Source organism: Pseudoalteromonas sp. S2721, assembly GCF_005887425.1.
Taxonomy (GTDB): domain Bacteria; phylum Pseudomonadota; class Gammaproteobacteria; order Enterobacterales; family Alteromonadaceae; genus Pseudoalteromonas; species Pseudoalteromonas simplex.
The window spans coordinates 230,022-256,375 of record NZ_PNCZ01000014.1 but is presented as its reverse complement, the minus strand read 5'-3'; the positions used below and the strand labels follow the sequence as shown (position 1 = coordinate 256,375).

At 40.0% G+C, this 26,354-nt stretch carries 29 protein-coding genes; 19 read left to right on the top strand and 10 right to left on the bottom strand.

Features of this window, described 5'->3' with window-relative positions; genetic code table 11:
* The first annotated feature begins 84 nt into the window (after positions 1–84).
* Together yegS and asd are read left to right on the top strand one after the other, a co-directional pair.
* Complete coding sequence (gene yegS, locus CWC02_RS07770; protein ID WP_138617467.1) at positions 85–981, top strand: lipid kinase YegS; 897 nt, start codon at positions 85–87, stop codon at positions 979–981.
* A gap of 129 nt (positions 982–1,110) precedes the next feature.
* Positions 1,111–2,247: an aspartate-semialdehyde dehydrogenase gene (gene asd / locus CWC02_RS07765; RefSeq protein WP_054552076.1), complete on the top strand. Its 1,137-nt coding sequence runs from the start codon at positions 1,111–1,113 to the stop codon at positions 2,245–2,247.
* A 134-nt stretch (positions 2,248–2,381) separates the two neighbouring features.
* On the opposite strand, the gene CWC02_RS07760 is transcribed toward asd, so the two are convergent.
* Positions 2,382–4,529, bottom strand: a complete 2,148-nt coding sequence (locus tag CWC02_RS07760) for a TonB-dependent siderophore receptor (protein WP_502705400.1) — start codon at positions 4,527–4,529, stop codon at positions 2,382–2,384.
* 509 nt (positions 4,530–5,038) lie between these two features.
* Here CWC02_RS07760 and CWC02_RS07755 point away from each other — a divergent pair.
* From CWC02_RS07755 to CWC02_RS07740, 4 genes are all read left to right on the top strand, one after another.
* A complete protein-coding gene (locus CWC02_RS07755) occupies positions 5,039–5,650 on the top strand; it encodes an FMN-binding negative transcriptional regulator (protein WP_138617465.1) in 612 nt (203 codons plus the stop codon).
* A gap of 285 nt (positions 5,651–5,935) precedes the next feature.
* Complete coding sequence (locus CWC02_RS07750; RefSeq protein ID WP_138617463.1) at positions 5,936–7,894, top strand: methyl-accepting chemotaxis protein; 1,959 nt, start codon at positions 5,936–5,938, stop codon at positions 7,892–7,894.
* Between the two features lie 122 nt (positions 7,895–8,016).
* Positions 8,017–8,451, top strand: a complete 435-nt coding sequence (locus CWC02_RS07745; protein ID WP_054552080.1) for a GNAT family N-acetyltransferase — start codon at positions 8,017–8,019, stop codon at positions 8,449–8,451.
* 273 nt (positions 8,452–8,724) lie between these two features.
* On the top strand, positions 8,725–9,117 hold the full coding sequence (locus tag CWC02_RS07740) for a VOC family protein (protein ID WP_138617461.1): 393 nt from the start codon (positions 8,725–8,727) through the stop codon (positions 9,115–9,117).
* Between the two features lie 40 nt (positions 9,118–9,157).
* Here CWC02_RS07740 and CWC02_RS07735 read toward each other — a convergent pair whose 3' ends face one another.
* The gene (locus tag CWC02_RS07735) at positions 9,158–9,964 is read right to left on the bottom strand and encodes an ion transporter (RefSeq protein WP_171043826.1); all 807 of its coding nucleotides are present in this window, start codon (positions 9,962–9,964) and stop codon (positions 9,158–9,160) included.
* 88 nt (positions 9,965–10,052) lie between these two features.
* Between CWC02_RS07735 and CWC02_RS07730 the strand changes: the two genes are divergently transcribed.
* From CWC02_RS07730 to CWC02_RS07700, 7 genes are all read left to right on the top strand, one after another.
* Positions 10,053–10,259, top strand: a complete 207-nt coding sequence (locus CWC02_RS07730; protein WP_138617456.1) for a hypothetical protein — start codon at positions 10,053–10,055, stop codon at positions 10,257–10,259.
* Positions 10,252–10,524 (top strand): hypothetical protein, encoded by a 273-nt coding sequence (locus CWC02_RS07725; RefSeq protein ID WP_138617454.1) that lies wholly within the window; start codon positions 10,252–10,254, stop codon positions 10,522–10,524. The genes CWC02_RS07730 and CWC02_RS07725 overlap by 8 nt, the downstream gene beginning before the upstream one ends.
* A gap of 2 nt (positions 10,525–10,526) precedes the next feature.
* The gene (locus CWC02_RS07720) at positions 10,527–10,976 is read left to right on the top strand and encodes a hypothetical protein (RefSeq protein ID WP_138617452.1); all 450 of its coding nucleotides are present in this window, start codon (positions 10,527–10,529) and stop codon (positions 10,974–10,976) included.
* Positions 10,977–11,035: 59 nt separating this feature from the next.
* Positions 11,036–11,230: a YwbE family protein gene (locus tag CWC02_RS07715; protein ID WP_138617450.1), complete on the top strand. Its 195-nt coding sequence runs from the start codon at positions 11,036–11,038 to the stop codon at positions 11,228–11,230.
* Complete coding sequence (locus tag CWC02_RS07710; RefSeq protein ID WP_138617448.1) at positions 11,227–11,754, top strand: DUF4240 domain-containing protein; 528 nt, start codon at positions 11,227–11,229, stop codon at positions 11,752–11,754. Before CWC02_RS07715 ends, CWC02_RS07710 begins: the two co-directional genes overlap by 4 nt.
* A gap of 186 nt (positions 11,755–11,940) precedes the next feature.
* Entirely contained in the window at positions 11,941–12,357 is a 417-nt protein-coding gene (locus CWC02_RS07705) for a DUF805 domain-containing protein (RefSeq protein WP_138599969.1), read from the top strand.
* A 49-nt stretch (positions 12,358–12,406) separates the two neighbouring features.
* On the top strand, positions 12,407–12,814 hold the full coding sequence (locus tag CWC02_RS07700; RefSeq protein WP_138617446.1) for a DoxX-like family protein: 408 nt from the start codon (positions 12,407–12,409) through the stop codon (positions 12,812–12,814).
* On the opposite strand, the gene CWC02_RS07695 is transcribed toward CWC02_RS07700, so the two are convergent.
* The gene (locus tag CWC02_RS07695) at positions 12,792–13,688 is read right to left on the bottom strand and encodes a LysR family transcriptional regulator (RefSeq protein ID WP_138617444.1); all 897 of its coding nucleotides are present in this window, start codon (positions 13,686–13,688) and stop codon (positions 12,792–12,794) included. The genes CWC02_RS07700 and CWC02_RS07695 overlap by 23 nt on opposite strands.
* Before the next feature lie 120 nt (positions 13,689–13,808).
* Between CWC02_RS07695 and hutH the strand changes: the two genes are divergently transcribed.
* The 4 genes from hutH (at position 13,809) to CWC02_RS07675 (ending at position 18,483) form a co-directional block, all read left to right on the top strand.
* Entirely contained in the window at positions 13,809–15,302 is a 1,494-nt protein-coding gene (gene hutH / locus CWC02_RS07690) for a histidine ammonia-lyase (protein ID WP_138599965.1), read from the top strand.
* An 11-nt stretch (positions 15,303–15,313) separates the two neighbouring features.
* Positions 15,314–17,314 (top strand): urocanate hydratase, encoded by a 2,001-nt coding sequence (hutU, locus tag CWC02_RS07685; protein ID WP_138617442.1) that lies wholly within the window; start codon positions 15,314–15,316, stop codon positions 17,312–17,314.
* 274 nt (positions 17,315–17,588) lie between these two features.
* Positions 17,589–17,954, top strand: a complete 366-nt coding sequence (locus CWC02_RS07680) for a hypothetical protein (RefSeq protein ID WP_138617440.1) — start codon at positions 17,589–17,591, stop codon at positions 17,952–17,954.
* A 160-nt stretch (positions 17,955–18,114) separates the two neighbouring features.
* Positions 18,115–18,483, top strand: a complete 369-nt coding sequence (locus CWC02_RS07675) for a DUF4262 domain-containing protein (protein WP_138617438.1) — start codon at positions 18,115–18,117, stop codon at positions 18,481–18,483.
* Positions 18,484–18,685: 202 nt separating this feature from the next.
* On the opposite strand, the gene CWC02_RS07670 is transcribed toward CWC02_RS07675, so the two are convergent.
* Positions 18,686–19,117: a DUF2541 family protein gene (locus tag CWC02_RS07670; protein WP_138617436.1), complete on the bottom strand. Its 432-nt coding sequence runs from the start codon at positions 19,115–19,117 to the stop codon at positions 18,686–18,688.
* Positions 19,118–19,298: 181 nt separating this feature from the next.
* Between CWC02_RS07670 and CWC02_RS07665 the strand changes: the two genes are divergently transcribed.
* Both CWC02_RS07665 and CWC02_RS07660 read left to right on the top strand, forming a co-directional pair.
* Positions 19,299–19,754: a hypothetical protein gene (locus CWC02_RS07665; RefSeq protein ID WP_138617434.1), complete on the top strand. Its 456-nt coding sequence runs from the start codon at positions 19,299–19,301 to the stop codon at positions 19,752–19,754.
* 58 nt (positions 19,755–19,812) lie between these two features.
* Entirely contained in the window at positions 19,813–20,286 is a 474-nt protein-coding gene (locus CWC02_RS07660; protein ID WP_054552094.1) for a mechanosensitive ion channel family protein, read from the top strand.
* A 57-nt stretch (positions 20,287–20,343) separates the two neighbouring features.
* Here CWC02_RS07660 and bfr (CWC02_RS07655) read toward each other — a convergent pair whose 3' ends face one another.
* The 6 genes from bfr (CWC02_RS07655) to CWC02_RS07630 form a co-directional block, all read right to left on the bottom strand.
* Positions 20,344–20,808 carry a bacterioferritin gene (gene bfr, locus CWC02_RS07655; RefSeq protein ID WP_054552095.1) on the bottom strand — a complete coding sequence of 155 codons (465 nt, stop codon included), beginning with the start codon at positions 20,806–20,808 and terminating at the stop codon, positions 20,344–20,346.
* Positions 20,809–20,819: 11 nt separating this feature from the next.
* Entirely contained in the window at positions 20,820–21,293 is a 474-nt protein-coding gene (gene bfr, locus CWC02_RS07650) for a bacterioferritin (protein ID WP_054552096.1), read from the bottom strand.
* Positions 21,294–21,503: 210 nt separating this feature from the next.
* Complete coding sequence (locus CWC02_RS07645; protein ID WP_138617432.1) at positions 21,504–23,639, bottom strand: TonB-dependent receptor; 2,136 nt, start codon at positions 23,637–23,639, stop codon at positions 21,504–21,506.
* A gap of 191 nt (positions 23,640–23,830) precedes the next feature.
* Entirely contained in the window at positions 23,831–24,166 is a 336-nt protein-coding gene (locus CWC02_RS07640) for a DUF3703 domain-containing protein (RefSeq protein WP_138617430.1), read from the bottom strand.
* A 28-nt stretch (positions 24,167–24,194) separates the two neighbouring features.
* On the bottom strand, positions 24,195–25,265 hold the full coding sequence (locus CWC02_RS07635) for a PepSY-associated TM helix domain-containing protein (RefSeq protein ID WP_054552233.1): 1,071 nt from the start codon (positions 25,263–25,265) through the stop codon (positions 24,195–24,197).
* 64 nt (positions 25,266–25,329) lie between these two features.
* Complete coding sequence (locus tag CWC02_RS07630; protein WP_138617428.1) at positions 25,330–26,193, bottom strand: cation diffusion facilitator family transporter; 864 nt, start codon at positions 26,191–26,193, stop codon at positions 25,330–25,332.
* Between the last annotated feature and the right edge of the window lie 161 nt (positions 26,194–26,354).

Below are 26,354 nucleotides of genomic sequence, written 5' to 3'. Positions count from 1 at the left end.
CTGAAACTCGCATCTTGAGGTAGTTTGGGTATATTAAACCATTGCGTGTTATGGTAGTTCTAAGTGTTAAAACAGGGATTAAAAATGGACTTACGGTTAATTATAAATGGCAAAAAAGCGGCTGATGAGCAGCTTCGTGACGCCATCGGTCAATTTCGAACTAGTCAGCCACTTGCGGTGCGTGTTACCTATGAAGGCGGTGACATTGAGCGTTTTATTAATGAAGCCGTCGCAGAGGGTGTAAAGCGTGTTGTCGTAGCTGGTGGCGATGGCACAGTTAATGAAGCCGTTAATGCATTAATGAAACTGGAAAAGTCACAACGTTTAGAGCTTGCTATTTTACCTATGGGCACGGCGAATGATTTTGCTACAGCCGCTAATATTCCACACGGTTACCTGCCAGCACTGAAACTTGCCGCGCAGGGTCAGCCGCATGCAATTGATACGGTAGAGGTTGATAAGCGTTATTTTGTGAACGTAGCCAGTGCAGGCTTTGGGGCAAAAATTACCGCAACCACACCGCCTGCATTGAAAAACTTACTCGGTGGTGGCGCGTATACCTTGGCTGGTCTTGTACAAGCGCTGAGTTTTGTACCTTACAGTGGCGAGTTAACGCTGCCTGATGGTGAACGTACTTCGGGTGATATTATTGCCGCTGCCGTATGTAATGGCCGCCAAGCGGGCGGTGGCCAGCCACTTGCGCCACATGCCTACATAAATGATGGTTTGGTTGATCTAGTGGCGTTTACATCATTTGCAATCTCAGATGTACCTGCAGTTATCGAAGAGCTCAGCAATTACCCTAATTCATCACAACAGTGGGTAAAACGATATCAAGTGCCTTGGCTTGAATGGCAAACACAAACAGAAATGCCAATAAACTTAGATGGCGAGCCAATCACCTCAAAACAACAGCATTTTAAAGTGCATGCTGGCGCGCTGAACATGGTACTACCAGAAGCTTGCCCATTACTTAAATAAACGATGATGAAAAATTTTGATGTTACTCGGTTTGCGCTGGTTTTGCTAAGACCGCAATGCTAGATTACTCCTGTAAAAATTAAACTCTCACGCAATGGACTTTAATTTTTAACAGTTTAGGTAATTTGAATGAATCAAACAGTGGAACAAACAATGAAAAAAGTAGGATTAGTCGGTTGGCGGGGCATGGTTGGCTCTGTGTTATTAGAACGTATGCAGCAAGAAAATGATTTTTCTAATATCGACACGACTTTTTTCACCACCTCACAAACCGGTCAATTAGGCCCTGATCTTGCGGGTCCTGCTAAACCGCTTTTAGATGCTAATGATATCGCTGAGCTTGCGAAGATGGATATTATTGTCACTTGCCAAGGCGGTGACTATACCAAAGCCGTTTACCCGCAATTACGTGAATCAGGTTGGCAAGGTTACTGGATTGATGCGGCATCGGCACTGCGTATGAGTGACGACAGTATTATTGTGCTAGACCCAGTAAACAAAGACGTTATCAGTGCAGGTTTAGAGCAAGGTGTTAAAACCTATGTGGGCGGTAACTGTACCGTATCACTAATGCTATTAGCACTGGGCGGTTTATTTGAGCAAGACTTGATTGAATGGGTTAGCCCAATGACATATCAAGCCGCTTCTGGCGCAGGCGCACGCAACATGAAAGAGCTAATTGCGCAAATGGGTGCAATTCACGAAACAGTGGCAGACAAACTGGCAGATCCAAATGCTGCGATTCTTGAAATTGATAAGTTAGTCACCGAAAAAATTGCCTCAAGCGATTTACCACAAGACCAGTTTGGAGTGCCTTTAGCCGGTAGCCTTATCCCTTGGATTGATGTACCAATGCCAAGCGGTCAAAGTAAAGAAGAGTGGAAAGCGCAAGTTGAAGCGAACAAGATTTTAGGCAGCAGTGAACAACCTATCCCTGTTGATGGCTTATGCGTTCGCATTGGTGCAATGCGTTGTCACTCACAAGCAATGACAATTAAGCTGCGCAAAGACATTAGCGTTGAGCAAATTGAAGAAATTCTGGCTTCTCACAATGAGTGGGTCAAAGTGATCCCGAATGATCGCGACATTACCGCTACAGATTTAACGCCTGTAAAAGTAACTGGCACGCTGTCTATTCCGGTAGGTCGTATTCGTAAATTAGCGATGGGCCCAGAGTATATCAGTGCGTTTACGGTTGGTGACCAACTGTTATGGGGTGCTGCTGAGCCACTGCGTCGCATGTTACGTATTATTGTCGATGGCTAGAACTGGTTTTACTTGGGTAAAAAAACCTTATTCAACTAACTCAGAGCTTCTGTTGAAAACTCAGCTGATTTTTACTCTGTTTCTAAATTCGCCTCGTATATAGAGGCGAATTTAGTTAATACTCGTGTATGTTATTAAAAACGATATTGAGCAGTGATACTAAAGTTTCTCGGTGCGCCATATTGATACTGGTTATAAAACCCAATTTGGCTGTAATAACGTTTATCAAATGCGTTCTCTAAATTAGCGCGCAATGTAAGTTGTTCGTTTACGTTGTATCTTGCCATTAGTCGAAAAAGCGCATAACTTTGCTGACTAACCTCAACTGAACTTCTATCAGGCTTAGTGACATTTCTATTGATTTCACTTTGCCAATTAAAACCAGCTCCCAGTTGTAGACCACTTAGTATATTATTTAATTCATAAGTACTGAAAAGCTTTACTTGGTGTTTTGGGCTCGTGGTCGTTATCTTTTCTCCATCAGGGTCTTTTGTTTCAAATTGGCTATATCCAAAATAAACATTCCAATGCTCATTAATTGAACCATTTGCTTCAAATTCGAATCCTTGCGTTTTGGTGCCATCAATACCACGGTAAATAGGCACAGTAGTACCAGGTAATGTTTCTCCTGTTGCTTCGCCAACATTATCTTGACGGATCTCAAACACTGAAAATGAGGTGTCTAGCGCTTCTTCAAATAGGCTTGCTTTAACACCTGCTTCGTAGTTTTTTCCCTTAACAGGATCTAGGTAGCTGCCATCGGATTGAACTCTACTTTGTGGTGTGAAAATATCGGTGTAGTTAGCATACAAAGATACATTTTGCCCAACAGTATAGGTAGCGCCAATGTAACTGGTAAATTCATTATCAACTTCGTAATTATGAATGGTTCCGAAATTGTCTTGCTCAGTTTCCCAATTATCAATCCGTCCGCCTACAACCATTGAAAGCGCGTCAGTTACTTCAATATCAGAAGCAAGATATATTGCTTGTTGCTTTGTTTCTCCCCATGAGCCATACAAGATTTCATCACTCCATTGAGGGGTGGGATAAGTAAAGTTTTTATCTCTAAAATCACCCAAAGGCGGTGCTTCATTTAAAGAGCCATAATATGGGTTGGCAAACTCTTGTTTCTGCTGATTTACACCAATTAGAACTTGTTGAGAACGATCGAGTAACATAAAACGGCCCGATAATTTTAAGTCGTATGTATGTTGAGTGCGATTGCCATCAATAAATGCAAGTGAGCCAGGTATCATTCCTTCATTGGTTATTGGGTCTGGGTTACCTGTTGGCCATAACACATCATATTCTAAATCGTTATCGCCATAGATGTAGCTTGCTTTAACTTGCCAGTCATCACTAAAGTTATGTTCAATCGTGGCAAAGCTGTTCAACGCTTTGGTTTTAGATGATGCCCAGCGAGGAGCAGTTGATGTGTGGTGACTGTAATTAGTTCTATTACCTTGGTTGTCAAATAGCGGTAATCCACCAGACATTGAGCCTTCAGGCTTGGTATCTTGATAATCAGTTCCTAAGGTTAGTAATGTGTCACGCCCTAAATCTGCTTCTATAATACCGTAAAGGGTTTGTCTTTGTTGCTCGTAACGATGCTGATAACTTTCGCGATCTTGATATGCTATGACGACTCGACCTCGAACGCTTGCGTCTTGATTCAAACCTCCCGATAAGTCAACAATACCGCGTAACTGTTGCCATGAACCAATACTTAGGCTTACGTTTGCTTGAAATTGTTCTGTCGGACGCTTACGCACTAAATTGATAGCTGCCGATGGACTGCCCGCACCTAACATCAAACCAGTTGCTCCGCGAACAACTTCTATGCGCTGATAAATTGCGCTATCCATTAAGTTGTCACCATAGTTAAAGCGTGTATCGTAGGTTGTCGCCACACCGTCATACAAAATACTACTTACGCCAATACCGCGGGCACTGATTGAGTATCGGTCGTTGTCAGAAGGGCGGGTATTAATCCCCGCTACGCTGTTCATCACTTCAATAACAGAGTTTAGTTGTTGATCTTTTATCCCTTGCTCAGTCACGACTGTGGTTGATTGTGGTGTTTCAAGAAATGATAACTCTAAACCCGTTGCGGTACTCATTTGCTCAACTTTATAGCTTTGAGCATTGTTTTGTTCACCCACGACTGTGAGTACTTCCATATCGTTATGCTTTTTTTGCTCAGCCTGTAAAGATTGACTAAATATCGCTAAACAAGAAAGTGCGACAGGCGTGAGTTTAAAGTAGTTAGTCTTTGTCATTTTTTATCCGTAGTCCTATTACGTCTATAAATAGTGAGGCCTATGCTTAGGCTATTGTTGTGTCATGTTGAAAGTCATGACGAGTGGAAAATCATGGAGTGGGCTTATGATATCCCCAGCAAAACGGAGGTTTTTCTCTTTAGATAGTTGGAATCATTAATCCATAGATATTGCGGCAGTTTAAAAATTTCCATTGTGTATATCCTTTAACATTGATTTAGTAACCAAGAGATAAGAAGAGTTTTTCTTCAGTCTCCAATTAATTAAAATCCGCAACACCCTGTACCGATTAATGGGAATATATCATTTAATGAACAGTAATGTAAATCATTATCATTTATTAGGTGTGTAGTTAAAAGGCCTTTTTATTTGTTAGTTTTTTCGAATTGGTTAAAGGACATAACATTATTTGTGATTTAAGTCGTGGCTAAAGGCTAGTAGAAAACTCTTGATCAATTACAATGTTAGATTCAAGCAATCGGAGCAATTTTTAATAAATTGAGAAAAGCATGCACACACCCAACAAGTGGAAAATGACACCAGAGCGAGTATCGCAGTTCATTAAAACCTACAGCTTTGCACTGATGGTTGATAGTGAGTTTGAGGCAACTCATTTACCTTTAGTTTATAAGCCCGATGAGGGCGAGTTTGGTACCTTATATGGTCATGTGTCACGGGCTAATAGTCACGGCAAAAGCTTGCAAGGTACCCGTGTATTAGTGGTTTTTAACGGCCCGCATAGTTATATATCTCCCACTTGGTATGCAGAAAAGCCAGCTGTATCGACCTGGAACTACGCTGCGGTGCATGCCCAAGGCATAGTAGAATACCTTGATGATGACAACACCTTAGCCTGCCTAAATGAGTTAATTAGCCAATACGAGCCAAGTATTTTAAACGACACCAGTTTGTTACCAGCTGATTATCAAGCCAAATTACTGCGTGGCATAGTGGGTATTAAAATCGAACTTGACTCAATTCAGGCAAAAGAGAAGTTAGGCCAGCATAAGTCGGCGGCGGATCAACAAGGTGTTTTAACAGGGTTAAAAGCAGATAAACACCCTGATGCCCAAGCTTTACTTTGCTATATGCTTAAACATGAAGTAGGAATAGGCAGCTAATTTGCATCCAGCAAATGCTGCCAATTGGTTGGAAAGTATCTAGCAATACTTTGTTAGAAGCATGTTAATTACTAAAACTAAAGTTAGTACATTCCACGTGTCTGTCAACTAAATGTCATATTTTTAACAGGTAAGTTTTGAGTAAAAGTAAGCATAAGGGGTATAAATTTCACGTTAACTTTATGTGGTCAAGCTTGCTTTGCCCCATAAAAATAAACACTTAATTATTTGCTGAACTTCCAAGGCCTCACTATATTTTCTTAAGTGCTTAGTTGGAAGTTGGCTATGAACATTTCAAAAAAATTAAAACTCGCCTTTGCGTCAGCAATTGCGCTGCCGTTGATCATTATTGCTGTGCTTGTAATTACACAAACAAGACAACAAGCCCTCGATAGTTTCGCCGAGCTTAGTCAAAGAGAAGCGAAACAAGTTGATAACGGTATCAGTATGTTTTTTGCTGAAATAGAGAAAAACGTCAATTATCTTGCATCCCATTCCGCTATCTTAGACGCCAAGCAAGGTGTTAAAACCCATATGCAATCACCTAGTGCAGAAAAGCTTGATCATCTAAGTGGTAGTAACATCGAAAAAAACGCCTTTCGTTTATTTGATCACTTTGGTGCCACCCACCCGGGACTTGCTTATATCTATATGGGGAATGAGCAAGGTGGTTATATTCAATGGCCAGAGGGTGAAGTCACAGCGAATTATGACCCAAGAGTAAGGCCTTGGTACGAAACTGGCAAAGCAGCAAATGGTAAAACGGTAAGAACCAATGCCTATTATTGGGCAGCAGATGACATGGTAATTGTTTCTACTGTTAAAGCGATTAAACAAGCAGGAGAGCTTATTGGTGTGCAGGGCATGGATGTATCCTTGCAGGGTCTTACCGATATTATTGCGAACATTAAACTTGGTGAAACTGGCTATTTAATGTTGATTGAAGATAGTGGCAATGTACTCGTTGACGTAAAAAATGCTGATTACAGGTTTAAGCAGCTAGCACAAGTCAATAACGGAAAATACAAACAGCTCGCTGAAAATAATCAGGGTCAATTTGAAATTGACATTAATGGCAAAGATTACTTAGCGAATATTTACACCTCGCAAAAACTAGGCTGGAAATTTATAGGCTTAGTAGAAAAATCTGAAGTAATGAGTGGCGCAAATGCAATGACGATTACTATTTTAGTCATCAGTGCAATCTTGATTGCTGTATTCATTCTTGTAGCTAGCTATATTTCTAAATTAATTTCTGCACCTATTGTTGAAGTGAGTGATGGTCTAACTGAAATATCGCAAGGTGGTGGTGACTTAACTAAACGTTTAGTGATTAAAACACGCGATGAAACGGCCAAACTGGCTAACAGCTTTAATTTATTTTTGAATTTGATTTCTGATTTAGTCACGCAAATTAATGAGTGTGCGCAAAATGTGAGTGATACCTCGGCGCAAACGTCATCACAAGCGGCGCAATTATCTGGCTCAACATCTCAGCAACAACAAGCCCTCGAAATGGCGGCCACAGCGATTAATGAAATGGCAGCGACAGCCAATGAAGTCTCTGCCAGTTGTGCCAATGCAGCCGAACTTGCATCGCAAACACAACAGGCCTCTGAGCTTGGACAAAGTGTTATATCTAAAACGGTTGATAGCGTTGTATCTCTATCTAAGGTGATCACCAAAGCAACTAAAGATATAAACCAACTCGACGCTGAAAGCGAAAATATCATGTCGATATTAAGCGTGATAAGAGGCATCGCAGAGCAAACCAATTTGTTAGCTTTAAACGCAGCAATTGAAGCGGCGAGGGCGGGTGAACATGGTCGAGGTTTTGCAGTTGTCGCAGATGAGGTGCGTGCGTTATCACAAAGAACCTCAGAATCGACAGAAGAAATAGCAAGTCAGTTAGATACGTTGCGCAAGATGTCTGATCAAGTGTCAAAAGAGATGACAACCAGCTTAGACCGCACAAACAAAACAGTGGAGTTAGCCCATTCAGCACAGCAACAATTTAGCGAAATAACTGCGTCTATCGTCAATATCAGCGATTTAAATACACAGATTGCCACTGCAGCTGAAGAGCAACAGCATGTAGCAGAAGACATTAACCGCAATGTTGTTGAAATAAAAAATGCGGCTGATGATGTAAGCGAAATTGCCCATAGTGCCAGAGGCAATGGTGACAAACTAAACCTGTTATCGAAAACTCTAAATGATTTAGTGGGTAAGTTTAAAGTGTAAAATACTCTTTGTTTCATATACTTTGCATGCTTTAATGGAATAAATAACTAAAGCGTGTAACGAATCATTTTGTTATTTGATTAGAGAACACAAGGCACAAAACTCCTATAAAATGGCAAATAATGAAAATAGATAGTGTGAACGCTGAAGATTACCCAGAGCTACTTGCTGTATGGGAAAACTCAGTTCGAGCAACCCATGATTTTATAACAGAAGACGACATCGCTTTTTTTAAGCCAATTATTATCGAGCAAGCGTTTCCGAATGTGACTTTAAAGTGCATTAAGGATGAGCATCAGGCAATTTTAGGCTTTATAGGCGTACATGAATGCAAAATAGAAATGTTGTTCATTTTAGATGCCGCAAGAGGTAAGGGCATAGGTAAAGCACTACTCAACTATGCAGTTGAGCAATTAGCTGCCAACAAAGTGGATGTTAATGAGCAAAACCCACTTGCGGTTGGATTTTATCAACATAGGGGCTTTAAAATTGCCTCACGCTCGCCCTTAGATGATATGGGCAAGCCATTTCCAATATTGCACATGGAGCTCGTGTAGGAACGGCTTCAGCCGTGAAAGTCGAAATTTATAGCGACAAAACTTTAAACATTTTTCTAATTACGCGCTAAAGCACGACTTACAAACGCGCGAAACAAGTTTCACGCCTACGATGAATCTCGTAGGAACGGCTTCAGCCGTGAATTTAGATGTTCGGCGTTGAAACGCCTCCTACAAACTCTTACTAACTTTACTGTCGTCACTTATCTTTTGCTTAATTTAATGAACACGATATGCTGAAGCAGCGAATAAAACATTACATAGGAGTAGTAAATGAATCTCAATCAGGTGACGTTACCTGTAAAGGATATGAATGAAGCGGTGTCTTTTTACTTAACATTGGGAATGATTCAGATAGTAGATACTCCGCATTACGCACGCTTTCAATGCCCTGATGGTGATGCCACATTTTCGCTGTCATTAGAAACCGGTAATTATAATAATAGTGCGGTAATTTATTTTGAACATGAGCAGCTCGATGAGCTCTATGCAAGCCTTGTTGAAAAAGGCATTCGCTTTGAACAGCCGCCTACTGCACAGCGTTATTTATGGACGGAAGCAATTCTAAAAGACCCATCAGGGAATAAAATCAAATTATATTGGGCCGGAGAAAACCGCTTAGACCCACCATGGAAGGTAGAAAAAGAGGGTAAAAAAAGGCGCTAAGGTCTAGCGCCTAATAGCTAAAAACAATTATTTAAAAACCTTACTGCTTTTCTTTCAGTAGTTGTTTTAGTTCAGCCATTTCAGCTTGCAGCTGAGCTATTTGCCCTTTGGTTGCGGGCATGTCGGCATCAGATGTTTGCTCTTCACGGGCGTTACGATGCTCTTCAGACATAACTTCTAAAATCGCACCAACCATCATGTTTAAAAATACAAAGGCTGTTAAAAAGATGAAGGTTAGATAAAAAATCCAGCTGAGCTCATACACAGCCATCGTTTCATACATAACATCGGTCCAATCCTCAAACGTGGCAATCCTGAATAGGGTGAGCATCGAAATAGACACATCGCCCCACAGTACTGGGTTGATGTCATCAAACAGCATGCTACCCATGGCGGCATATATATAGAAGATCACGAACATAAGCAGGGCGATATAGCCCATTTGCGGAATAGCTTTTAGAAGCGAGTTAACCAGCAGTCTAAGCTCTGGGATCATAGATACAAGTCGCAATACGCGGAAAATACGCAGTAATCGAGCGATAAAAATTGTTGAGCCTGCTGCAGGGTAAAGGCTACCCACCACGATTATAAAATCGAAAATGTTCCAACCTTTGCTGAAAAAGTCTTTAAAGCCTCGGCTTGCGATAAAGCGGATCACCAGTTCAACTAAAAAGAATACCGTGATACCTAAGTCCATCCAATGTAAGGCAAGCTCAACTGTTGGATGTAACGAATAGGTGTGTGCCCCCACAGTTAGTGCTGAAATAACAATGACAGCAATAACAAATGATTGAAAAATTTTACTTTTATCGATACGCTGAAACAGCTGTTGTAACTGCGACAACATCATATAGAACCCTTTGGTTGTAATATTTAAACCCACGCAATATACAGGAAATTGCAGCACCAATGTATAACTACATGAAGGAAATTTAATGTTTTATAACGCTTTAAAATTAGCCGTGATTGCAACGCTTGCTGTGGTTTTATCAGCGTGTAGCTCTGATGCCCGTTATCATGAAATTCAATCAGCACGTTTAAGTGAATGCAATTATTTGGCAGATAAAGAATACCATGAGTGTGTTAAACGCCAGCAAGACAGTTACGAAGAATTTAAAAAACAACAAGCAGAACATGACTAAAACAGAAAAGCGTCTAGATAAGGTTATTCGAGTTGCTTTAACGCAAGCGTGCGAACTAGCAAAAGAGCACGTACACGAATTTTCATGGTTAACGCATACTGCTGATCTAAAAAAGCTACCGCAATCACTAAAAGTCAGTTGTTATTGTAAAGAGCTGCCGATAACTGCTGAGCAAACCCAGTTAATTAGCAGTCTAATTATCAAAGAATTGAGTGCAATAGATTTAGCTATCAATGCAAAAGCAATTGCGTTTTTAAAGGAATAATAATGTACTTAAATTTAACCCCTAAACAGATGGTTAGATTCAATCGAGCTCTTGCTGTGTTGTTTAGTGGTGTAGGCGTGTACGGCTTGCAATCTGATTCATTACCTATTTCACCTTATACCTGCTTTACCTTGGCAATTGCATGTGTGGTGCAGGCTTATTACTCAACAGAAAAATTCGTAGCCAAAGCAGCGCTTAGTAATACAATCACTGCAACAGACACAAGCCTAACGGTTAAGCAGGTGTACTACCAATGCGAAAAAGAAGAGATACTTGAATTAAGTCGTATTTCTCAATTGAAAGTTGCTGATAACTATTTAGCCGTCATATTAGATGGCAACGGCCAAGGTTATGACTTTCAAATAAAAGGTAAAGCTGAAGCCATCACTGAACGTTTGATTGAGGTATTGCCAAAGGCGCTGCTTAAAAACAGCCCAATCAAACAGGTTTAATTTGGTAAGCCAGCTGCAAATGGCTATAATCGGCAAAAATTATTGAAAGAGATATAGCAATGGCAGTGCCTACGCGTTCACAAATTTCAATTGGCTGCGAAGTCAACATTGTTTTAAAACAAGATCAACGAACAGGTCAGTTAACTCAAGGTTTGGTGTCACGTATATTAACTAAATCACCAAACCACCCGCATGGTATTAAAGTTCAACTTGATGATGGTCAAGTAGGGCGCGTGAAAGAGATTTTATCATGAGTGTTTTAAGCGAAAGTGAATTTTGGCAACTTGTGACCACCGAAGATAAAACTGCCGAGCCTGAGTCTGTTTGTAACGCATTAAAAGCAAAGCTGACTGATTTATCTGACCAGCAGCTGATGGAATTTGATAAGCAGTTTAATCTACGTATGCGCAAAGCCTATACCTGGGACTTATTTGGTGCCGCTTATGTAATGGCCGGTTGTAACGACGATTATGGTTTTTCTGAGTTTTTATGTTGGCTTATTTCACGTGGTGAACAGGCTTTTTTGAAAGCGCTTGAAAACCCAGACTCAATTGCTGAGTGTACGCCTGTTTATCATTTAAACGAGCAGCCTTACCCGTATTTAGATGAGTACGATTTAATTGCCGGTATGCTTTACGAAGAGCGTAATGATGACGAATTACCCTTTGTACCATCAGGCCTTGAGCAACCAAAAGGTAAACGCTTTAAAGATAAGGCCAAGTTTTTAAAGCAAACCTATCCAAATTTATACGCCAAATATTGGCAACAACCGAACTAATTAAAAGCACCTAAGGGTGCTTTTTTATGCGCTAATACTTACTTTTCTATAGCTTTCAGAAATTTTTAGTACCTATATTTAATCATTTTGTGGTATCTTATTCACGCTATATTCAGCTAATTTAACAATATAAATCAGCAAGCTAAGTTTAATTAGTTTGCTTAACACATATCAAAGGAAATGACAGTGTCAGAAAACGTATATCAAGCACCAGAAGCAAACCTTGCTACAGCGTCAACAGAAACAACTACCTTAAGCATGAAAGAAATCTTATTTTCTTTTAAAGGACGTATTCCTCGTAAGACTTATTGGTATTCTTTCTTAGGTATTATTGTAGCTTCATTTGTTTTTATGTTCGTAGTTGCATTATTAACAGGTGGTAATGAAACAGCAATCTCTGTAATCACACTCATCTTTTATATCCCGCTTATGTGGGTTTCGCTTGCGGTTCAAGTTAAACGCTGGCACGACCGTAATAAATCAGGTTGGTGGGTGCTGATTGGCTTAGTTCCACTGATTGGTGGTATTTGGGCGTTAATCGAAAATGGCTTTTTAGCAGGTGATGAAGCTGAGAACCGTTTCGGTAAACCTACTAGCTTATAAGCTTTACTGTGTGCTCTGAATATCAGAGCACACAAAACAAACGTGTCTAATGAAGCATTTAACAACGATTCAAATAGCTAGATTTATTATCAGCTTTAGTTGGCTTTATCATGGGCTGATGCCAAAACTAATTCATATTGCTCCTCTTGAATTAAAAATGACGGCCAGTTTTGGCTTCAATGCTGAAATCTCAACGCTCATCACCCGAGCAGCTGGCATAGGTGAAATTATATTTGCCGTGCTGTTCTTTATTTTTTATCGTTCAATCTTTATCAATATTCTCAATATCGCCGCTTTAGTTGGGCTAGCTCTGTTTGTTGCCGTTTTACAACCCGCACTTTTAATCGAAGCGTTTAATCCTGTGACCACAAATCTTGCCATGATCGCCTTTAGCCTCGTGCTAATAAATGAGCAAAAAGCTTTAAACAAAAACACTAGACCGCGTAACAACGCCTAATTTCGTCAATCATGGCATTTGCTAAAGGCGAGCTGGCATTTGTTTTTGAGGTGATCAATACCACAGGAATATCGTAGTGATATTTACTCGGTTGAATAGCTTTGAAAATACCTTTATCAACCCAGAACTGTGCGTAGTGGTCGGGTAAATAACCAATAAACTCACCTGATAAAATTAAATGTGCAATACCTTCATCGTGATAGGCAACAGCACTGTTTTGATAGTTTAAACCGTCGTTTCGGCTTTCTTTATCACGCATGTAGTTACTGGTAATGACTTCGGCTTCTTTAATGAGCTTATCTATTTGTTTGTCTTCACACTCAAATAATGGGTGACCGACTGCGCAATACAAAAAGTTAGTTTCGTTATGTAGGGCTGTGTAATTAAGTCCGCGAATATGATGGCGGCTAACACCAATCCCCACCAACGAGCGGCCATTGGCTACTGCGGTTTCTACCTCTCGTGCCTCGCACACATTAATATCGAACTGAATGTTTTTACCTTTGCCTTTTAATCTTGCTATCGCGCGGGGAATGGCACAACGCGGGTCGCTGACCATGGTATCTATCATGGCAATACTTAAACGTCCCGATAACTCGTTTTTAGAGCTGGCTACGGTATTAGCAAAGGCTTCGCATTGCTGAAGCAGTTCTATCGATGCCTGATAAGTGATGGCGCCAGCGTCTGTAATTTCAAAACCACTGCGGCCACGTTTACATAATTTAATACCAAGCCTTACTTCTAAATCTGATAAATGCGCACTGATGGTGGAGCGGCCAATATTCAAACGTGACTCTGCGGCTGAAAGCCCGCCACACTCAACAATTGCTACAAAAACGCGCAATAAGCGCAGGTCTACGTCATGAACTTGCATAGCTCTTCTTTAAGTTCGATAAATCTGGAATGAATAACGATAATTATGCATTTGCAAAACAACTAGAGCAAGCTAGACTCCACCTAAATAAAACTTAATCCTGTTCTTTAGGAGTTATAAATGACATTTAAGTATGGTGTTGACCAATTAACGTTAGATAGCGTTAATGCTATTGCAGCCGGTACGTTACAGGCAGAGCTTTGCCAAGAAGCAATTGATAAAATTAATAAAAGCCGCCAAAACGTAGACAAAATGGCTGCCTCAGATAAAGCCATTTATGGTATCAATACGGGCTTTGGCCCATTATGTGATACACAAATTTCTCCAGAAGAAACTAACCTTTTACAAAAGAACTTATTGATCACACACGCTGTTGGTGTGGGTGAGCCAATCGCTAAACCTATTTCAAAGCTGATGCTAATCACCAAAGTACATGCATTAAGCCAAGGTTTTTCAGGTATTCGTTTAACCGTTGTTGAGCGTATGCTTAAGTTTATTGAACTTGATATTATCCCAGTTGTTCCAGAGCAAGGCTCAGTAGGCGCATCAGGCGACTTAGCACCGTTATCACACTTATTCTTACCTCTTTTAGGTGAAGGTGAGTTTTGGGTAAACGACACAATCAAGCCAGCAGCAGAGGTATTAAAAGAGCATGGTTTAGCGCCTTTAGATTTACATGCTAAAGAAGGCCTAGCATTAATTAACGGTACTCAGTTTATTTTATCGCATGCCATTACTGCGCTTACTAAAATGCGTTACTTATTAGACCTTGCAGATATCGCAGGTGCTATGAGCATTGAAGGTATGCAAGGTAGCGAATCACCGTTCCGTGAGGAGTTACATGCAATTCGTGCTTTTAAAGGTAATGTTGAAGTTGCAGCACGTATGCGTAGCTTTTTTGCAGGCTCTGAAAACATGGCTTCACACACTGATTGTGACCGTGTTCAAGACCCTTACTCATTACGTTGTATTCCACAAGTTCATGGTGCATCGCGTAACGCGTACTACCATTTAAAAGAGCTTGCTGAAACAGAAATGAACTCTGTAACAGATAACCCAATTGTGATCAGCGAAGAAGAAGCCATTTCGGGTGGTGGTTTCCACGGTCAACCACTTGCTATGGTATTAGATTACGCATCAATCGCAGCGGCAGAGCTTGGTAACATTGCTGATCGTCGTTGTTACTTACTGCTTGAGGGCTTACACGGCTTACCACGTTTGTTAACGACATCGGGTGGCTTAAACTCTGGCATGATGATCCCGCAATATGTGACTGCGGCATTGGTAACAGAAAATAAATCATTGTGTTTCCCACCATCAGCAGACAGCGTACCAACATCAATGGGCCAAGAAGATCACGTATCTATGGGTAGTATCTCTGGTCGTAAGTTAAACCAGATTTTAGGTAACCTTGATAAAATCTTTGCTATTGAGCTGATGTATGCAGCGCAAGCAATCGAATTTAGACGTCCTAACAAGTGTTCAGACATCATTGAAGAAAACTTTGCGCTCATTCGCAGCAAAGTTGCCAAATTAGAAGAAGACCGCTTACTTAAGCCAGACATTGATGCCATGGTAGAACTTGTTAAATCGCAAGCGTTTAAAGTTAACTAAGGGAGCAAATAATGACTTTTCAAGAACAAATTAAGCAAGGTATCCCAAGCGTATTACCAGAGCCAAAACCGTATCCAAGTGATGCAAACCGTGCTCCAAAACGTAAAGACATTTTATCGGCTGACGAAAAGCAATTAGCGATTCGTAACGCATTGCGTTATTTCCCTAAAGAATGGCACACCGAATTAGCCGCTGAATTTGCCGCTGAGCTTAAGCAATTTGGCCGTATTTACATGTATCGCTTTAAGCCTAACTATGAGCTTAAAGCGCGCTCAATCAGTGATTACCCGGCTAAATGCGAACAAGCTGCCGCTATCATGTTAATGATCGACAATAACCTTGATCCTGCAGTAGCACAGCATCCTGAAGAGCTAATCACTTACGGTGGTAACGGTGCGGTATTCCAAAACTGGGCGCAGTACTTATTAACTATGAAGTACTTAAGCGAAATGGAAGAAGACCAAACGCTACACATGTACTCGGGTCACCCTATGGGGTTATTTCCATCATCAGTTGAAGCACCGCGCGTGGTTGTAACGAACGGTATGATGATCCCGAACTATTCGAAGCCGGATGACTGGGAAAAATTCAATGCACTGGGTGTAACCCAATACGGTCAAATGACTGCGGGTTCATTTATGTACATTGGCCCACAAGGTATTGTTCACGGTACAACCATTACGGTAATGAATGCGTTCCGTAAAGTGCTCGAAAAAGGCGAATCACCAAAAGGTAAGATCTTCTTAACTGCTGGTTTAGGCGGTATGAGTGGTGCTCAGCCTAAAGCGGGTAACATTGCTAACTGTATCACCGTATGTGCTGAGGTTAACCCTAAGGCGGCTATTAAGCGTCATCAACAAGGTTGGGTTGATGAGCTAATTGATAACATGCCAGAGCTTGTTGAGCGTGTACGTACGGCACAGCAAAATGAAGAAGTGGTTTCAATTGCCTTTATCGGTAACGTGGTTGATGTATGGGAAAGCTTCTTAGCAGAAGATATTTTCATTCACTTAGGTTCAGACCAAACTTCACTTCATAACCCTTGGTCAGGCGGTTACTACCCGGTTGATATCAGCTATGAAGAGTCAAATCGTTTAATTCGTGAAGAGCCAGAAGTATTTAAAGAAAAAGTACAAGCGACGCTTAAGCGCCATGCCGATGCTGTTAACAAGCACACGGCAAAAGGAACTTACTTCTTTGATTACGGTAATGCGTTCTTGCTAGAGGCATCACGCGCTGGTGGCGATGTAATGGCTGAAAACGGTATTGATTTTAAATACCCATCATATGTACAAGATATTCTTGGCCCAATGTGTTTTGACTACGGTTTTGGCCCATTCCGCTGGGTATGTACGTCAGGTAAACCTGAAGATCTTGATAAAACAGATGCGATTGCTGCAGACGTTTTAAATAAAATCATGGCAGACTCGCCTGAAGAGATCCAACAGCAAATGCAAGACAACATCACGTGGATCAAAGATGCGAAGCAGAACAAGCTCGTAGTTGGTTCGCAAGCTCGTATTCTTTATGCAGACGCACAAGGCCGCGCTGAAATCGCTAAAGCGTTTAATGATGCCATTAATCGTGGCGAAATTGGTCCGGTTGTTCTTGGGCGTGACCACCATGATGTAAGTGGTACTGATTCACCTTTCCGTGAAACATCAAACATTTATGATGGTAGCCGCTTCACAGCAGATATGGCGATTCACAATGTAATTGGTGATGGTTTCCGCGGTGCTACTTGGGTATCTATCCACAACGGTGGCGGTGTTGGCTGGGGCGAAGTGATCAACGGCGGTTTTGGTATGCTACTCGATGGTAGTGAAGCTGCCGAGCGTCGTTTGAAATCTATGCTCTTATTTGATGTAAACAACGGTATTGCTCGTCGTAGTTGGGCGCGTAACGAAGAAGCTAATTTTGCGATTAAACGTGAAATGGCTCGTACCCCTAAGCTTAAAGTGACCTTGTCTAATAACGTTGATGATGAAGTTTTATCAAACTTAGATTTCTAAGTTGTGTCAATGCAAAAAGGCCATGTTGTAAGCGCAACATGGCCTTTTTTATTGCCAAAAATTATTAAATAGCGCATCGTTTGGGAGGCGTTTTTACGCTGAACACTAAAGGTTCACGGCTGAAGCCGATTCTATGTGAAAATTTCCACGGTTTTTGTCGCCATAAATGACGACCTACATGGGCACTCGTAGGCGTGAAACGTGTTTCGCGCGTTTGTAGGTTTGTAAGTTATGCTTTAGCACGTTAGATATAAATTTTAAGGTTAATACACAAATGGATTTAGATGAATTAAATGCTTACCTCGCAAGGTTGCATGGGCAGGCAACAGTTGAAAAAATTAATGTACCAACAGAACAAGCTTCTGGTTCCTTAAAAATAAAGTTTAATGGAGATATTGGTACTAGAGACAACGGGGAAATAGAAGTTGAGTTTTTTGATGTTGATTCATTAAGTTTAGCATTTAGTTTAGTTGGGCCTGTTAAAATCGTTATCTCAAATGAGCTTGTATCAAGCTACCTAAATGAGAATTACCTTGAAACAAGTTTTAACTTTTATCAATTAGTTGATGATGTAGGAGTTAAATGGTGGATTTATGCCAAAAACTTTAGAGCAAAAAAATTGCCTGCTTTTTACAAATAATGTTTAAATTTCCTAGTCTATTTTCGACTGTAAAAAATAACTTAAATTAAAGGTTCTCATGAACGAACAAGATCAGACAGCTTTAGACAACATTGAACACTTTGGATGCCATGTTTTGAAAGTCATGGAAGGGGAAGGTACGCCTGAATTTACTTAATCAATTGGTATTAATAAAAAACAGAAGAAACCAGATTTAATCATCTTAGGCCTAGATAATTCCTTAGCTCACTCAATGATTAATAACTACAAAGATAGGTTACTTAAAGGTGAGGTTTTTGAAGTAGGTAAATTTTATAGTGATTTTCTTGAAGGTTTCGATGTTACTTTCGTAGATGTAGACAGTTCACATTACAATGAATACTTAGGTTATGGCCTATGGTTACATAATGGAAGTAATTTTAAGATGCTTCAAATGGTTTGGCCAACAACAAAAGGTTTATGGCCATGGGATGAAGGCACTTCTGATTATTATCAATGGGCACAACCTATATTATATAAGACAGGAATAATCGAAAAAGTTTGTTTGTAGGGGGGGGAACACCGAATGTTTAAGGTTCACGGCTGAAGCCGTTCCTACGTGAAAATATCTACGGTTTTTGTCGCCATAAATGACGACCTACAAGGGCACTCGTAGGCGTGAAACGTGTTTCGCGCGTTTGTATTTAAAAAGTAGCAGTATAAAGCTGCTGCTACTTAAGGTGCATGGTCTCAAAGATCATTGACTCGCAACTTTAATCATCTTTCTTAGCTTTTTTCGCGAGAATTTCGACTTCGGCTTTTTCGGTTACACCTGCCATACTCAGGGCTGTGCTGCCTACCGATTCATATTCAAGTTTGATTTTATCGAGTTTGGCGTCGTTTTTGTCAGGTAAACTTAAGCTACGTGATGACATTCCTTTGGTTAAAACACCAAGGTTATCAAACACCTTTTCTTCACCGGTATTCATAATAACTTTAATTTTCTTAAGATTCACTGTGCCATGAGTACATTTAATTTTAATATGGCTGTAACGACTGCTAGTGATTGGGTTAACAGTATCGGTTTCGCTTTTGTAGCTTACCTTTTTCTCGGCAATCGATTTCCATTCGCCATCACTCGCCAGGCTTTGCATGCTTGTTAAAGCAAGAAATGTCGTTAAGGTAATTAGTTTGATTAATTTCATAAGATTCCCTCCAAAGATGTCACTTTAAAATTTATAGCATATAAACAGCTTCGTTTCCTATGAGAAGTTAAATCACAGAACTAATTTCATGTTTTAGTCGTATTAACTAGTAGGTAATTAATTCACCAACCATAATCAGCATGCTATGCTAGTTAAGTGTCTATAAGTTTATGGATTTTCAATGAGATATTACTTTTGTTTAGTGTTTTTTTTGTTTTCAACATCGTCTTATGCAAGTGCTTTGCTTGATGTAAAGCCAAGCAATAAAACGCAGTTTTTGGCTTTGATAAAAGATAAACAAGGCAATTATAAAGTAAAAGAGGATAGCGATGCGGTTTGCCAAAACGCATCCTTTGCATTGATAAAAGAGCCTACGCAAGGCTTTAGGTTAGGAACATTGATCGACTTTAGTGACTTACATAACGGAACCCAGGTGAAGAAAATTCCTAACTATTGTGTTGTCAGTTCGAAGTTAAAATACTTTGTAAATGGCATTGTTAGAACTAAGCGCTACTTTCGCTGTGATAATGAGGACGACAACGGTTCAACAACTGAAGATTTGCGTTTTAAAGATAATGGCATTATCACTTATACACTGAGTAAACCTGACGTGTCTTGTGTGTTTGAAAAGCAATAATAGTTTGCCTCATACAATTTTAAGCCTATGATGGCTTTATTTTTTAACTGATAATTCTATGACTAGCCAATTTATTCAAGCATTTTTAGTGCTTGCTGCTTTTTATATAGCAAGCCTTATTATTGACCGCGCTATTAAACAGTTTCAACGTCGCTTTGATTCAACCGCTCTTGAAACTTTCCGGCTGATTTCTAACTCGCAGCGCGCTATTTTATTATTCATTGGTATTGTGCTGGCATTATCGAAACTGGGTTTTGACGTAGCCGCGTTAGTTGCCGGTTTAGGCCTAACAGGCTTTGCTTTGGGTTTTGCGTTGAAGGATGCTATTTCAAACCTAGTAGCAGGTGTCATGATTGTGCTTTATAAACCCATTAAGCTTGGTAATTACATTGAAGTGAGTAATTCAAAGGGCACAGTGATTGACCTTAATTTGCGCTATATCACAATTAAAGGCGAGGGAGCGGTGCATTTAATTCCTAATTCTTTGATTTTAAGTAATAAAGTGTCAATCATTGATCGCGAAGACGATTAATCACAAATTTCAGCCATAAAAAAAGCAGCCTAGGCTGCTTTTTTAAGTTTTAGCAAATTACATTTGAGATTGCAGGTAATTCTCAAGCCCTGCGGTTTTGATTAACTGCTGCTGTGTTTCAAGCCAATCAATCTGTTCTTCTTGCTCATTTAAGATGTTATCTAGCGCTTCACGGCTGATGTAATCTTTTTTCTCTTCAGCAAGTTTAATTGCCGCTTTCAGATCAGGTAATGAATCAAGTTCAAAGCTCATATTCGCTTCGATCATTTCTTCAGAGTTTTCACCTATACGTAGGCGGCCTAAATCTTGTAAGTTTGGTAAACCTTCTAAAAACAAAATACGCTCAATTAAACGGTCGGCGTTTTTCATTTTTTGAATAGATACTTTGTAATCAGCTTTGTCTAGTTTTGAAAATCCAAAATCTTTAAACATACGAGCGTGTAAAAAGTATTGGTTAATACCTACTAATTCATTCGCTAATACTTTATTAAGTGCAGCAATGACGCTTTTATCACCTTTCATACAATTAGCCTCTATTCGCCCATTTGAGATTGATGGTAGTTTTGGCTACCAATTTTGTCGATTAGACCAAGCTGTTGTTCTAACCAGTAAACATGATCTTCTTCTGTATCAAACAATAGCTTTTCAAGGACTTCGCGTGATTGATAGTCTTTTTCTTGTTCACAGATAGCAATGGCTTCTTTAACACAGTCAACCACTTCTAGTTCAAGTGTTAAATCATTTTGCATCATGCTCTTTACGTCTGAGCCAATTAATAGGTCACGACGCTTAGTCATGTTTGGTACGCCTTCTAAGAACAGAATACGTTTGATCAACCAATCAGCGTGATCTTTTTCTTCTTCCATTTCGTGGTTAAGGCGCTCATACAGCTTATTTAGGCCCCAATCGTCATACATACGAGAATGAATAAAGTATTGATCTATAGCAGCTAATTCGTTTGCGAGTAGTTTGTTAAAACTATCTATGACTTTTTGGTTACCTTTCATAATGCTGTCCTCAAATTCCAAGTTGCGGTAATTGTAGTATATAAAAACAAGATTGCAAACTTTTTCCTTTGTAAATCAGTTGTTTACTATTGATTGTGATTCTCGTTTAAGTTTGCGTTAATGGTTGATAAATGAACAGTTTATCGTTTCTATTTTTAAATGAAAAAAGCCCTTACTAAGAAGGGCTTGTTGTTCTAAACAAAGTTTAATTTAGAAACTATAGGTTGCACCAAGTGTCACAGTGGTACCTAAACCTTTAATGTTATAGCCACCGTAGGTGTATGACTGGGCACGGGCAGGGTAGTAATCATTGTTAAATAGATTTTCTACACCCATAAACGCTTGCCAGTTATCGCTAAAGTTATAACGGCCGCTTAGGTTGAACAGGTTGTAACTGCTAATTGGCCCTTGGTCGCCAACATAATCGCCGTCTGTATTTGGTTCAAAGCGTTTGCGTGAACCCACATATAAATAACTCACCGTCAGTGATAATTCATCATTAGGCTGCCAGTTTAAGTTAGCAGTGCCTTTTGGTGGGCTTATTTGGCGCGAACCTAAGTAAATGTCGTCTTCGGTGTTTTTACCTTCAACATAGCTGTAAGTTGCAACCAGTTTTAGAGTTGGATTAATTTTATAATCAACTAATGTTTCGTAACCCCAAATCTCTTGCGGTGCACGTACCGGCTCATACACACCAGTTACTTCATTAAAGCTATTCGTGGTGCCAAATTCTGATGTACTGCGATAGGCTGCAAATTCAAAACGTAAGTCATCAAACTGTGAGGTAAAACCAATTTCATAGTTATCGATGATTGATGCTTCTGTTTGAATTAAGCCAATATCATTTACCGTTGCTGCACGTAATAGGCGGCCAATATCTGAGATATCAGAGCCTTGTGAATAATTGGCAAACGGGCTGAAGGCCTCAAGTAAATTGTATTTCACACCTACATTATAAGTGGTTGCATCATAATCTATGGTGTCACCCTTTACACTAAGCGGCACTGAGCACTGTGTTTCTGAGCGGCAAAGCTTTAAGGTTTCATAGTCATCAACGGTTAAATCAATGCTCTCTTGGCGCACACCCGCTTTAATAACTAAATCATTATTGATAACCCATTTTGTTTGTAAAAAGCCAGCAAGGCTTTCCATATCCATTTCTGGTACCCAAACACGGCCATCTACAAGTGGCTGAGACGTCACATCATTCAGTGCATCTAGGCCATAAATGAAGGTAGCTTCAACATTGTCAAAATCTACAAGGGTATTAAAGGTAGCGCGCGCCCCTTTCTTTTCAGAGCGAATAATTGATTGGCCGCCTTCGTAGCCTTCGTCTGGGTTAGCTAGGTTGGTAGAAAAGAAAAACACGTTCTCGATGTCTTGCATGTAAAGATCGAGCGTCATTTGGGTATTAGTAAACAGGGCATAGTCTGTGTATTTTAAGGTAATGTTTTCGTTACCATCTGGGCCTTGTGGTTTACCTTTCTTTTGCAGCTCTTTAGGTACATGAATGGCATAGGTTTTTTCGCCATCGTTTAGGTTACCAACTACGTCACCTAAATCGGTTTTTTGTTGAGAGCTAAAGTAGTTATAGCTAAATTGCAGTTGCTTCTCATCGTCAAAATCATAACCTAGTTTGGTGAAGTAGTTTTCGGTTACTGCATCAGATAAACCATACTGTAAGCCAAGAATATCGCCTTCTGCGTCACGTTGAACACCATTTTCTTCGTAACTTGCGGTGAATAAATAGCTAATTTTATCAGCACGACCATTAATTGCCGCGGAGACACGGGCACCAGCGCTTTCTTCTAGTTTTACTGCACTAAAGCGTGAAGATAGGCTAATTTCACCTTCAGGCTGACCATCACTTGTAGCCTGCTTTGTGATGTAGTTAATAATGCCGCCCGATGCACCATTACCATAAACAGAGGTAGCCCCTTTGATCACTTCAATACGTGCAATGGCACTTGGGTCGAGTGTTTTGACCCCTAACGAACCGTTTCTGAGTGGTGTAGATTGTGGCACACCATCAATCATCACAAGTGGTGCACGGCCACGTAAACTCTGACCTGTATTACTCGAACTACCTGTATCAGGTGCAAGACCAGGTACCATTTGCGCAAGTAAGCTTTGTAGTTCTGGATTAACTTTTAAATGCTCTTCAATTTGCTTTTGGCTAATAATCGTGACAGAAGCGGGTACTTCATCAATGCTTTCAAATACACGGCTGCCCGATACAACAACGTGTTCCATTTCTTCTGCGGTAAGTTTTTTATTGATGGCATTATCAGCAAATGATTGGCCGCTAATTGCAAGAGCGACCAGAGTAAGTGAGGTTTTTAACATGCTTGTCCTTGTTAAATCGGTATTTATTTTGTGATTGTGCGGCAGTCTAAATGTAAAGAAGTGTAAAGGCAAGGCTAATGATAATTGTTTGCAATAATTAACAGTGTTGTTTAGTACCTACTTTTTTAAATTAGTTATTAAGCAAATAGCTATTAGGTTTAGCAAGAAGAACGATGTATTTTTAGCTGGCACTAGTTTAAAAAGCGTTTTAAGTCGTCAGGTATAGGCATTGGTTTGAAAGGGCTAACATTAGTGCTGCCAGTGTTACCGAGTGGTACCCAAATACGCGAAAATACAATTGAAGCAGCCATACGAACAAACTGACCAATTATTTCCTTGGTATTATGGGTTTTAAAACCAATTTTACACATCCACCAATGTGAGTAAGTGTTCGGAATAATATAGCTTTGACCGAGAATATGAGCCCGCTCTAAGTGATAAAAAGCGGTTGTGTAATCTGCTTTCTTATAACTCGTTTTAGCCAATATCATTTCGGTGTTAAAGGCATTTTTGAGCTCATTATTCATGGCGAATGGTATGTTTAGTAATGGTTGTTTATTTGTAATGCCGTTTGTACCAAAAGTAAACACCTGAAATCGTGAAAAACAACGGTGATAAAGCAAATAGTAACCACAGTAATTGCACGATAGAGCCTGCAAAATCACCAATATGAAACTTATATTTAAAGTTCCATGTTTGCGTGGTCCATGAGCTTTGGCTGGCATCATAGCTTGCAACAATATCTGCTGAATATGGGTTCGCCCATACCCAACTATAAGCATGGCTTTCACCCGGGTTCTCTATTCTAAAACCTATGTTATCAGTTGGTTTTTTCGGTAAATAAATTCTAAACAACTTACCCTCAGGAAATACAGTTTGTGCGTTATCAAACGCTTTTTGCACTTGAAATGGCGTAGCATCTAAAGGGGGAATAACGGCTGGTGGTTTTGGTCTATCTTCAACTGTACCTTGCATCACAAATTCTAATACGGCTTTGGTTTGTGGCTTCCAGTTAAACGCCATACCTGTGTAAGCAATTAAAATGAGTGGAATTAAAAAATACACACCCAGAACGGTATGTAGCTGATACATTAACACTCTGAATTTTGCTTTACGCTTAATAGCCAAACGTTTAATACGATTTTTTGGCTTAACCCAAATATAAAAACCGAGCAGAATCTCAAAAATGAGTATTAGAGCACATACCGAAACCCAATTTCTTAGCGGGCGGTTCTTATCGGCATCTTCATAAAGCAACCAGCGGTGCAAAGCCATGGTAAAACCATAAATCGTGCTGTAGTAATCGTACTCATGTAGAACTTGACCATTGTATGGGTTAACACTGACATAGCGGTTATTAGCTAACTGTAATTGCCAGGCAAGATCACTGCGCTGCTCAGGCATTAACAGGGTAACCGGTTGTTTAGTTGAAGCTGAAACATGTTTTATGAGGCTATCAAAATCAAGTGCTGAAGCCGCTGGTGTTACAGTCCATTTATCGCTTTGAGTAAGGTATTGAATGTCTTTTGCGTAAATAAGCAACGCACCGGTCAAACTTAAACAAATCAAAAATAAACCGCTTACTAAGGCAAGCAATAAATGCGTACGACGTAACCACAACTTCAACAAGGTTTGTTCCTTCAGTTTGCTGTTAAAACAAAACTGAATAGTAAATGATAACGCGTAACATTTACACTAAAACTTGTTCAATGGTGCAGCTTTCAATTGCAAAGTTATCATGCAAAAAGTGACGTATTTCATCGTTATTGATGTTGTGCTTGGCACTAAACTTTAGCTCGCAATGAACGTGATGATCGTCTATTTGCCACGTTTTGAGATAATCAATATCAGTAATTGCAAATTGGGTTTTGAGCTCAGTAATAGCTGCTGTTAAAGCAAAATTATCAGGGGCTGCCTGCATCAATATTTTACTGCTCGCTATTAACAGCAAAACACCATGGTAAATGACATACAAAGAAATCAGCATAGTGGCAATTAAATCAACAATATACCATTGATAAAGAATAATTAAGGTACCTGCTATGATCACCACCACTGAAGCTAATGCATCAGACACATTATGTATAAACGCAGCACGAATATTCATGCTGTCTTTAGCACCTGCTTTGTAAGTTAAAAGAGCGGTGACAAGATCAACAACTAGCGCAAAACCCGCAACCCAGATGATGATCCAGCCATCAATGGGCTCAGGATTTAAATAGTTGGAGATAGCTTCAACAATTAAGTAACCACCAATCACAATTAAACTTAAACTATTAAATAAGGTTGCTAAAATTTCAGCGCGTTTATAACCGTATTGATAACGATCATTGGCAGGTTTGGCACCAATTTTTCGGGCAATTAGGGCAATGAATAACGACGAGGCATCACTTAAATTATGCAGTGCATCAGCAATTAACGATAAACTGCCAGAAACAAGGCCGCCAATCACCTGAGCGACAGTTAATAACACATTGATTGCAACTGCCAGCATGAGTTGGCGGGTGCTTTGGTTATTTGTATCGTGATGATGGTGGTGGTGTCCGTGTCCCATAAAAATACCGAGTTATTGATTTGCTTTATTTTTATACCATGCGTGCCGTGGTATTGAAATGTTTGTAATGCATTGTTCGTGTACAGATTATAATTTACTGTTCAAATGCCGGTGGATTTGTTAATTTAGCGCCGTTGTACCAATTTTTAGTTCTAATTTTT

Coding starts and splice junctions, on each gene's coding strand:
- yegS (WP_138617467.1), top strand. CDS start 85: ATGGACTTACGGTTAATTATAAATGGCAAAAAAGCGGCTGATGAGCAG.
- asd (WP_054552076.1), top strand. CDS start 1,111: ATGAATCAAACAGTGGAACAAACAATGAAAAAAGTAGGATTAGTCGGT.
- CWC02_RS07760 (WP_502705400.1), bottom strand. CDS start 4,529: ATGACAAAGACTAACTACTTTAAACTCACGCCTGTCGCACTTTCTTGT.
- CWC02_RS07755 (WP_138617465.1), top strand. CDS start 5,039: ATGCACACACCCAACAAGTGGAAAATGACACCAGAGCGAGTATCGCAG.
- CWC02_RS07750 (WP_138617463.1), top strand. CDS start 5,936: ATGAACATTTCAAAAAAATTAAAACTCGCCTTTGCGTCAGCAATTGCG.
- CWC02_RS07745 (WP_054552080.1), top strand. CDS start 8,017: ATGAAAATAGATAGTGTGAACGCTGAAGATTACCCAGAGCTACTTGCT.
- CWC02_RS07740 (WP_138617461.1), top strand. CDS start 8,725: ATGAATCTCAATCAGGTGACGTTACCTGTAAAGGATATGAATGAAGCG.
- CWC02_RS07735 (WP_171043826.1), bottom strand. CDS start 9,964: ATGTTGTCGCAGTTACAACAGCTGTTTCAGCGTATCGATAAAAGTAAA.
- CWC02_RS07730 (WP_138617456.1), top strand. CDS start 10,053: ATGTTTTATAACGCTTTAAAATTAGCCGTGATTGCAACGCTTGCTGTG.
- CWC02_RS07725 (WP_138617454.1), top strand. CDS start 10,252: ATGACTAAAACAGAAAAGCGTCTAGATAAGGTTATTCGAGTTGCTTTA.
- CWC02_RS07720 (WP_138617452.1), top strand. CDS start 10,527: ATGTACTTAAATTTAACCCCTAAACAGATGGTTAGATTCAATCGAGCT.
- CWC02_RS07715 (WP_138617450.1), top strand. CDS start 11,036: ATGGCAGTGCCTACGCGTTCACAAATTTCAATTGGCTGCGAAGTCAAC.
- CWC02_RS07710 (WP_138617448.1), top strand. CDS start 11,227: ATGAGTGTTTTAAGCGAAAGTGAATTTTGGCAACTTGTGACCACCGAA.
- CWC02_RS07700 (WP_138617446.1), top strand. CDS start 12,407: ATGAAGCATTTAACAACGATTCAAATAGCTAGATTTATTATCAGCTTT.
- CWC02_RS07695 (WP_138617444.1), bottom strand. CDS start 13,688: ATGCAAGTTCATGACGTAGACCTGCGCTTATTGCGCGTTTTTGTAGCA.
- hutH (WP_138599965.1), top strand. CDS start 13,809: ATGACATTTAAGTATGGTGTTGACCAATTAACGTTAGATAGCGTTAAT.
- hutU (WP_138617442.1), top strand. CDS start 15,314: ATGACTTTTCAAGAACAAATTAAGCAAGGTATCCCAAGCGTATTACCA.
- CWC02_RS07680 (WP_138617440.1), top strand. CDS start 17,589: ATGGATTTAGATGAATTAAATGCTTACCTCGCAAGGTTGCATGGGCAG.
- CWC02_RS07670 (WP_138617436.1), bottom strand. CDS start 19,117: ATGAAATTAATCAAACTAATTACCTTAACGACATTTCTTGCTTTAACA.
- CWC02_RS07665 (WP_138617434.1), top strand. CDS start 19,299: ATGAGATATTACTTTTGTTTAGTGTTTTTTTTGTTTTCAACATCGTCT.
- CWC02_RS07660 (WP_054552094.1), top strand. CDS start 19,813: ATGACTAGCCAATTTATTCAAGCATTTTTAGTGCTTGCTGCTTTTTAT.
- bfr (WP_054552095.1), bottom strand. CDS start 20,808: ATGAAAGGTGATAAAAGCGTCATTGCTGCACTTAATAAAGTATTAGCG.
- bfr (WP_054552096.1), bottom strand. CDS start 21,293: ATGAAAGGTAACCAAAAAGTCATAGATAGTTTTAACAAACTACTCGCA.
- CWC02_RS07645 (WP_138617432.1), bottom strand. CDS start 23,639: ATGTTAAAAACCTCACTTACTCTGGTCGCTCTTGCAATTAGCGGCCAA.
- CWC02_RS07640 (WP_138617430.1), bottom strand. CDS start 24,166: ATGAATAATGAGCTCAAAAATGCCTTTAACACCGAAATGATATTGGCT.
- CWC02_RS07630 (WP_138617428.1), bottom strand. CDS start 26,193: ATGGGACACGGACACCACCACCATCATCACGATACAAATAACCAAAGC.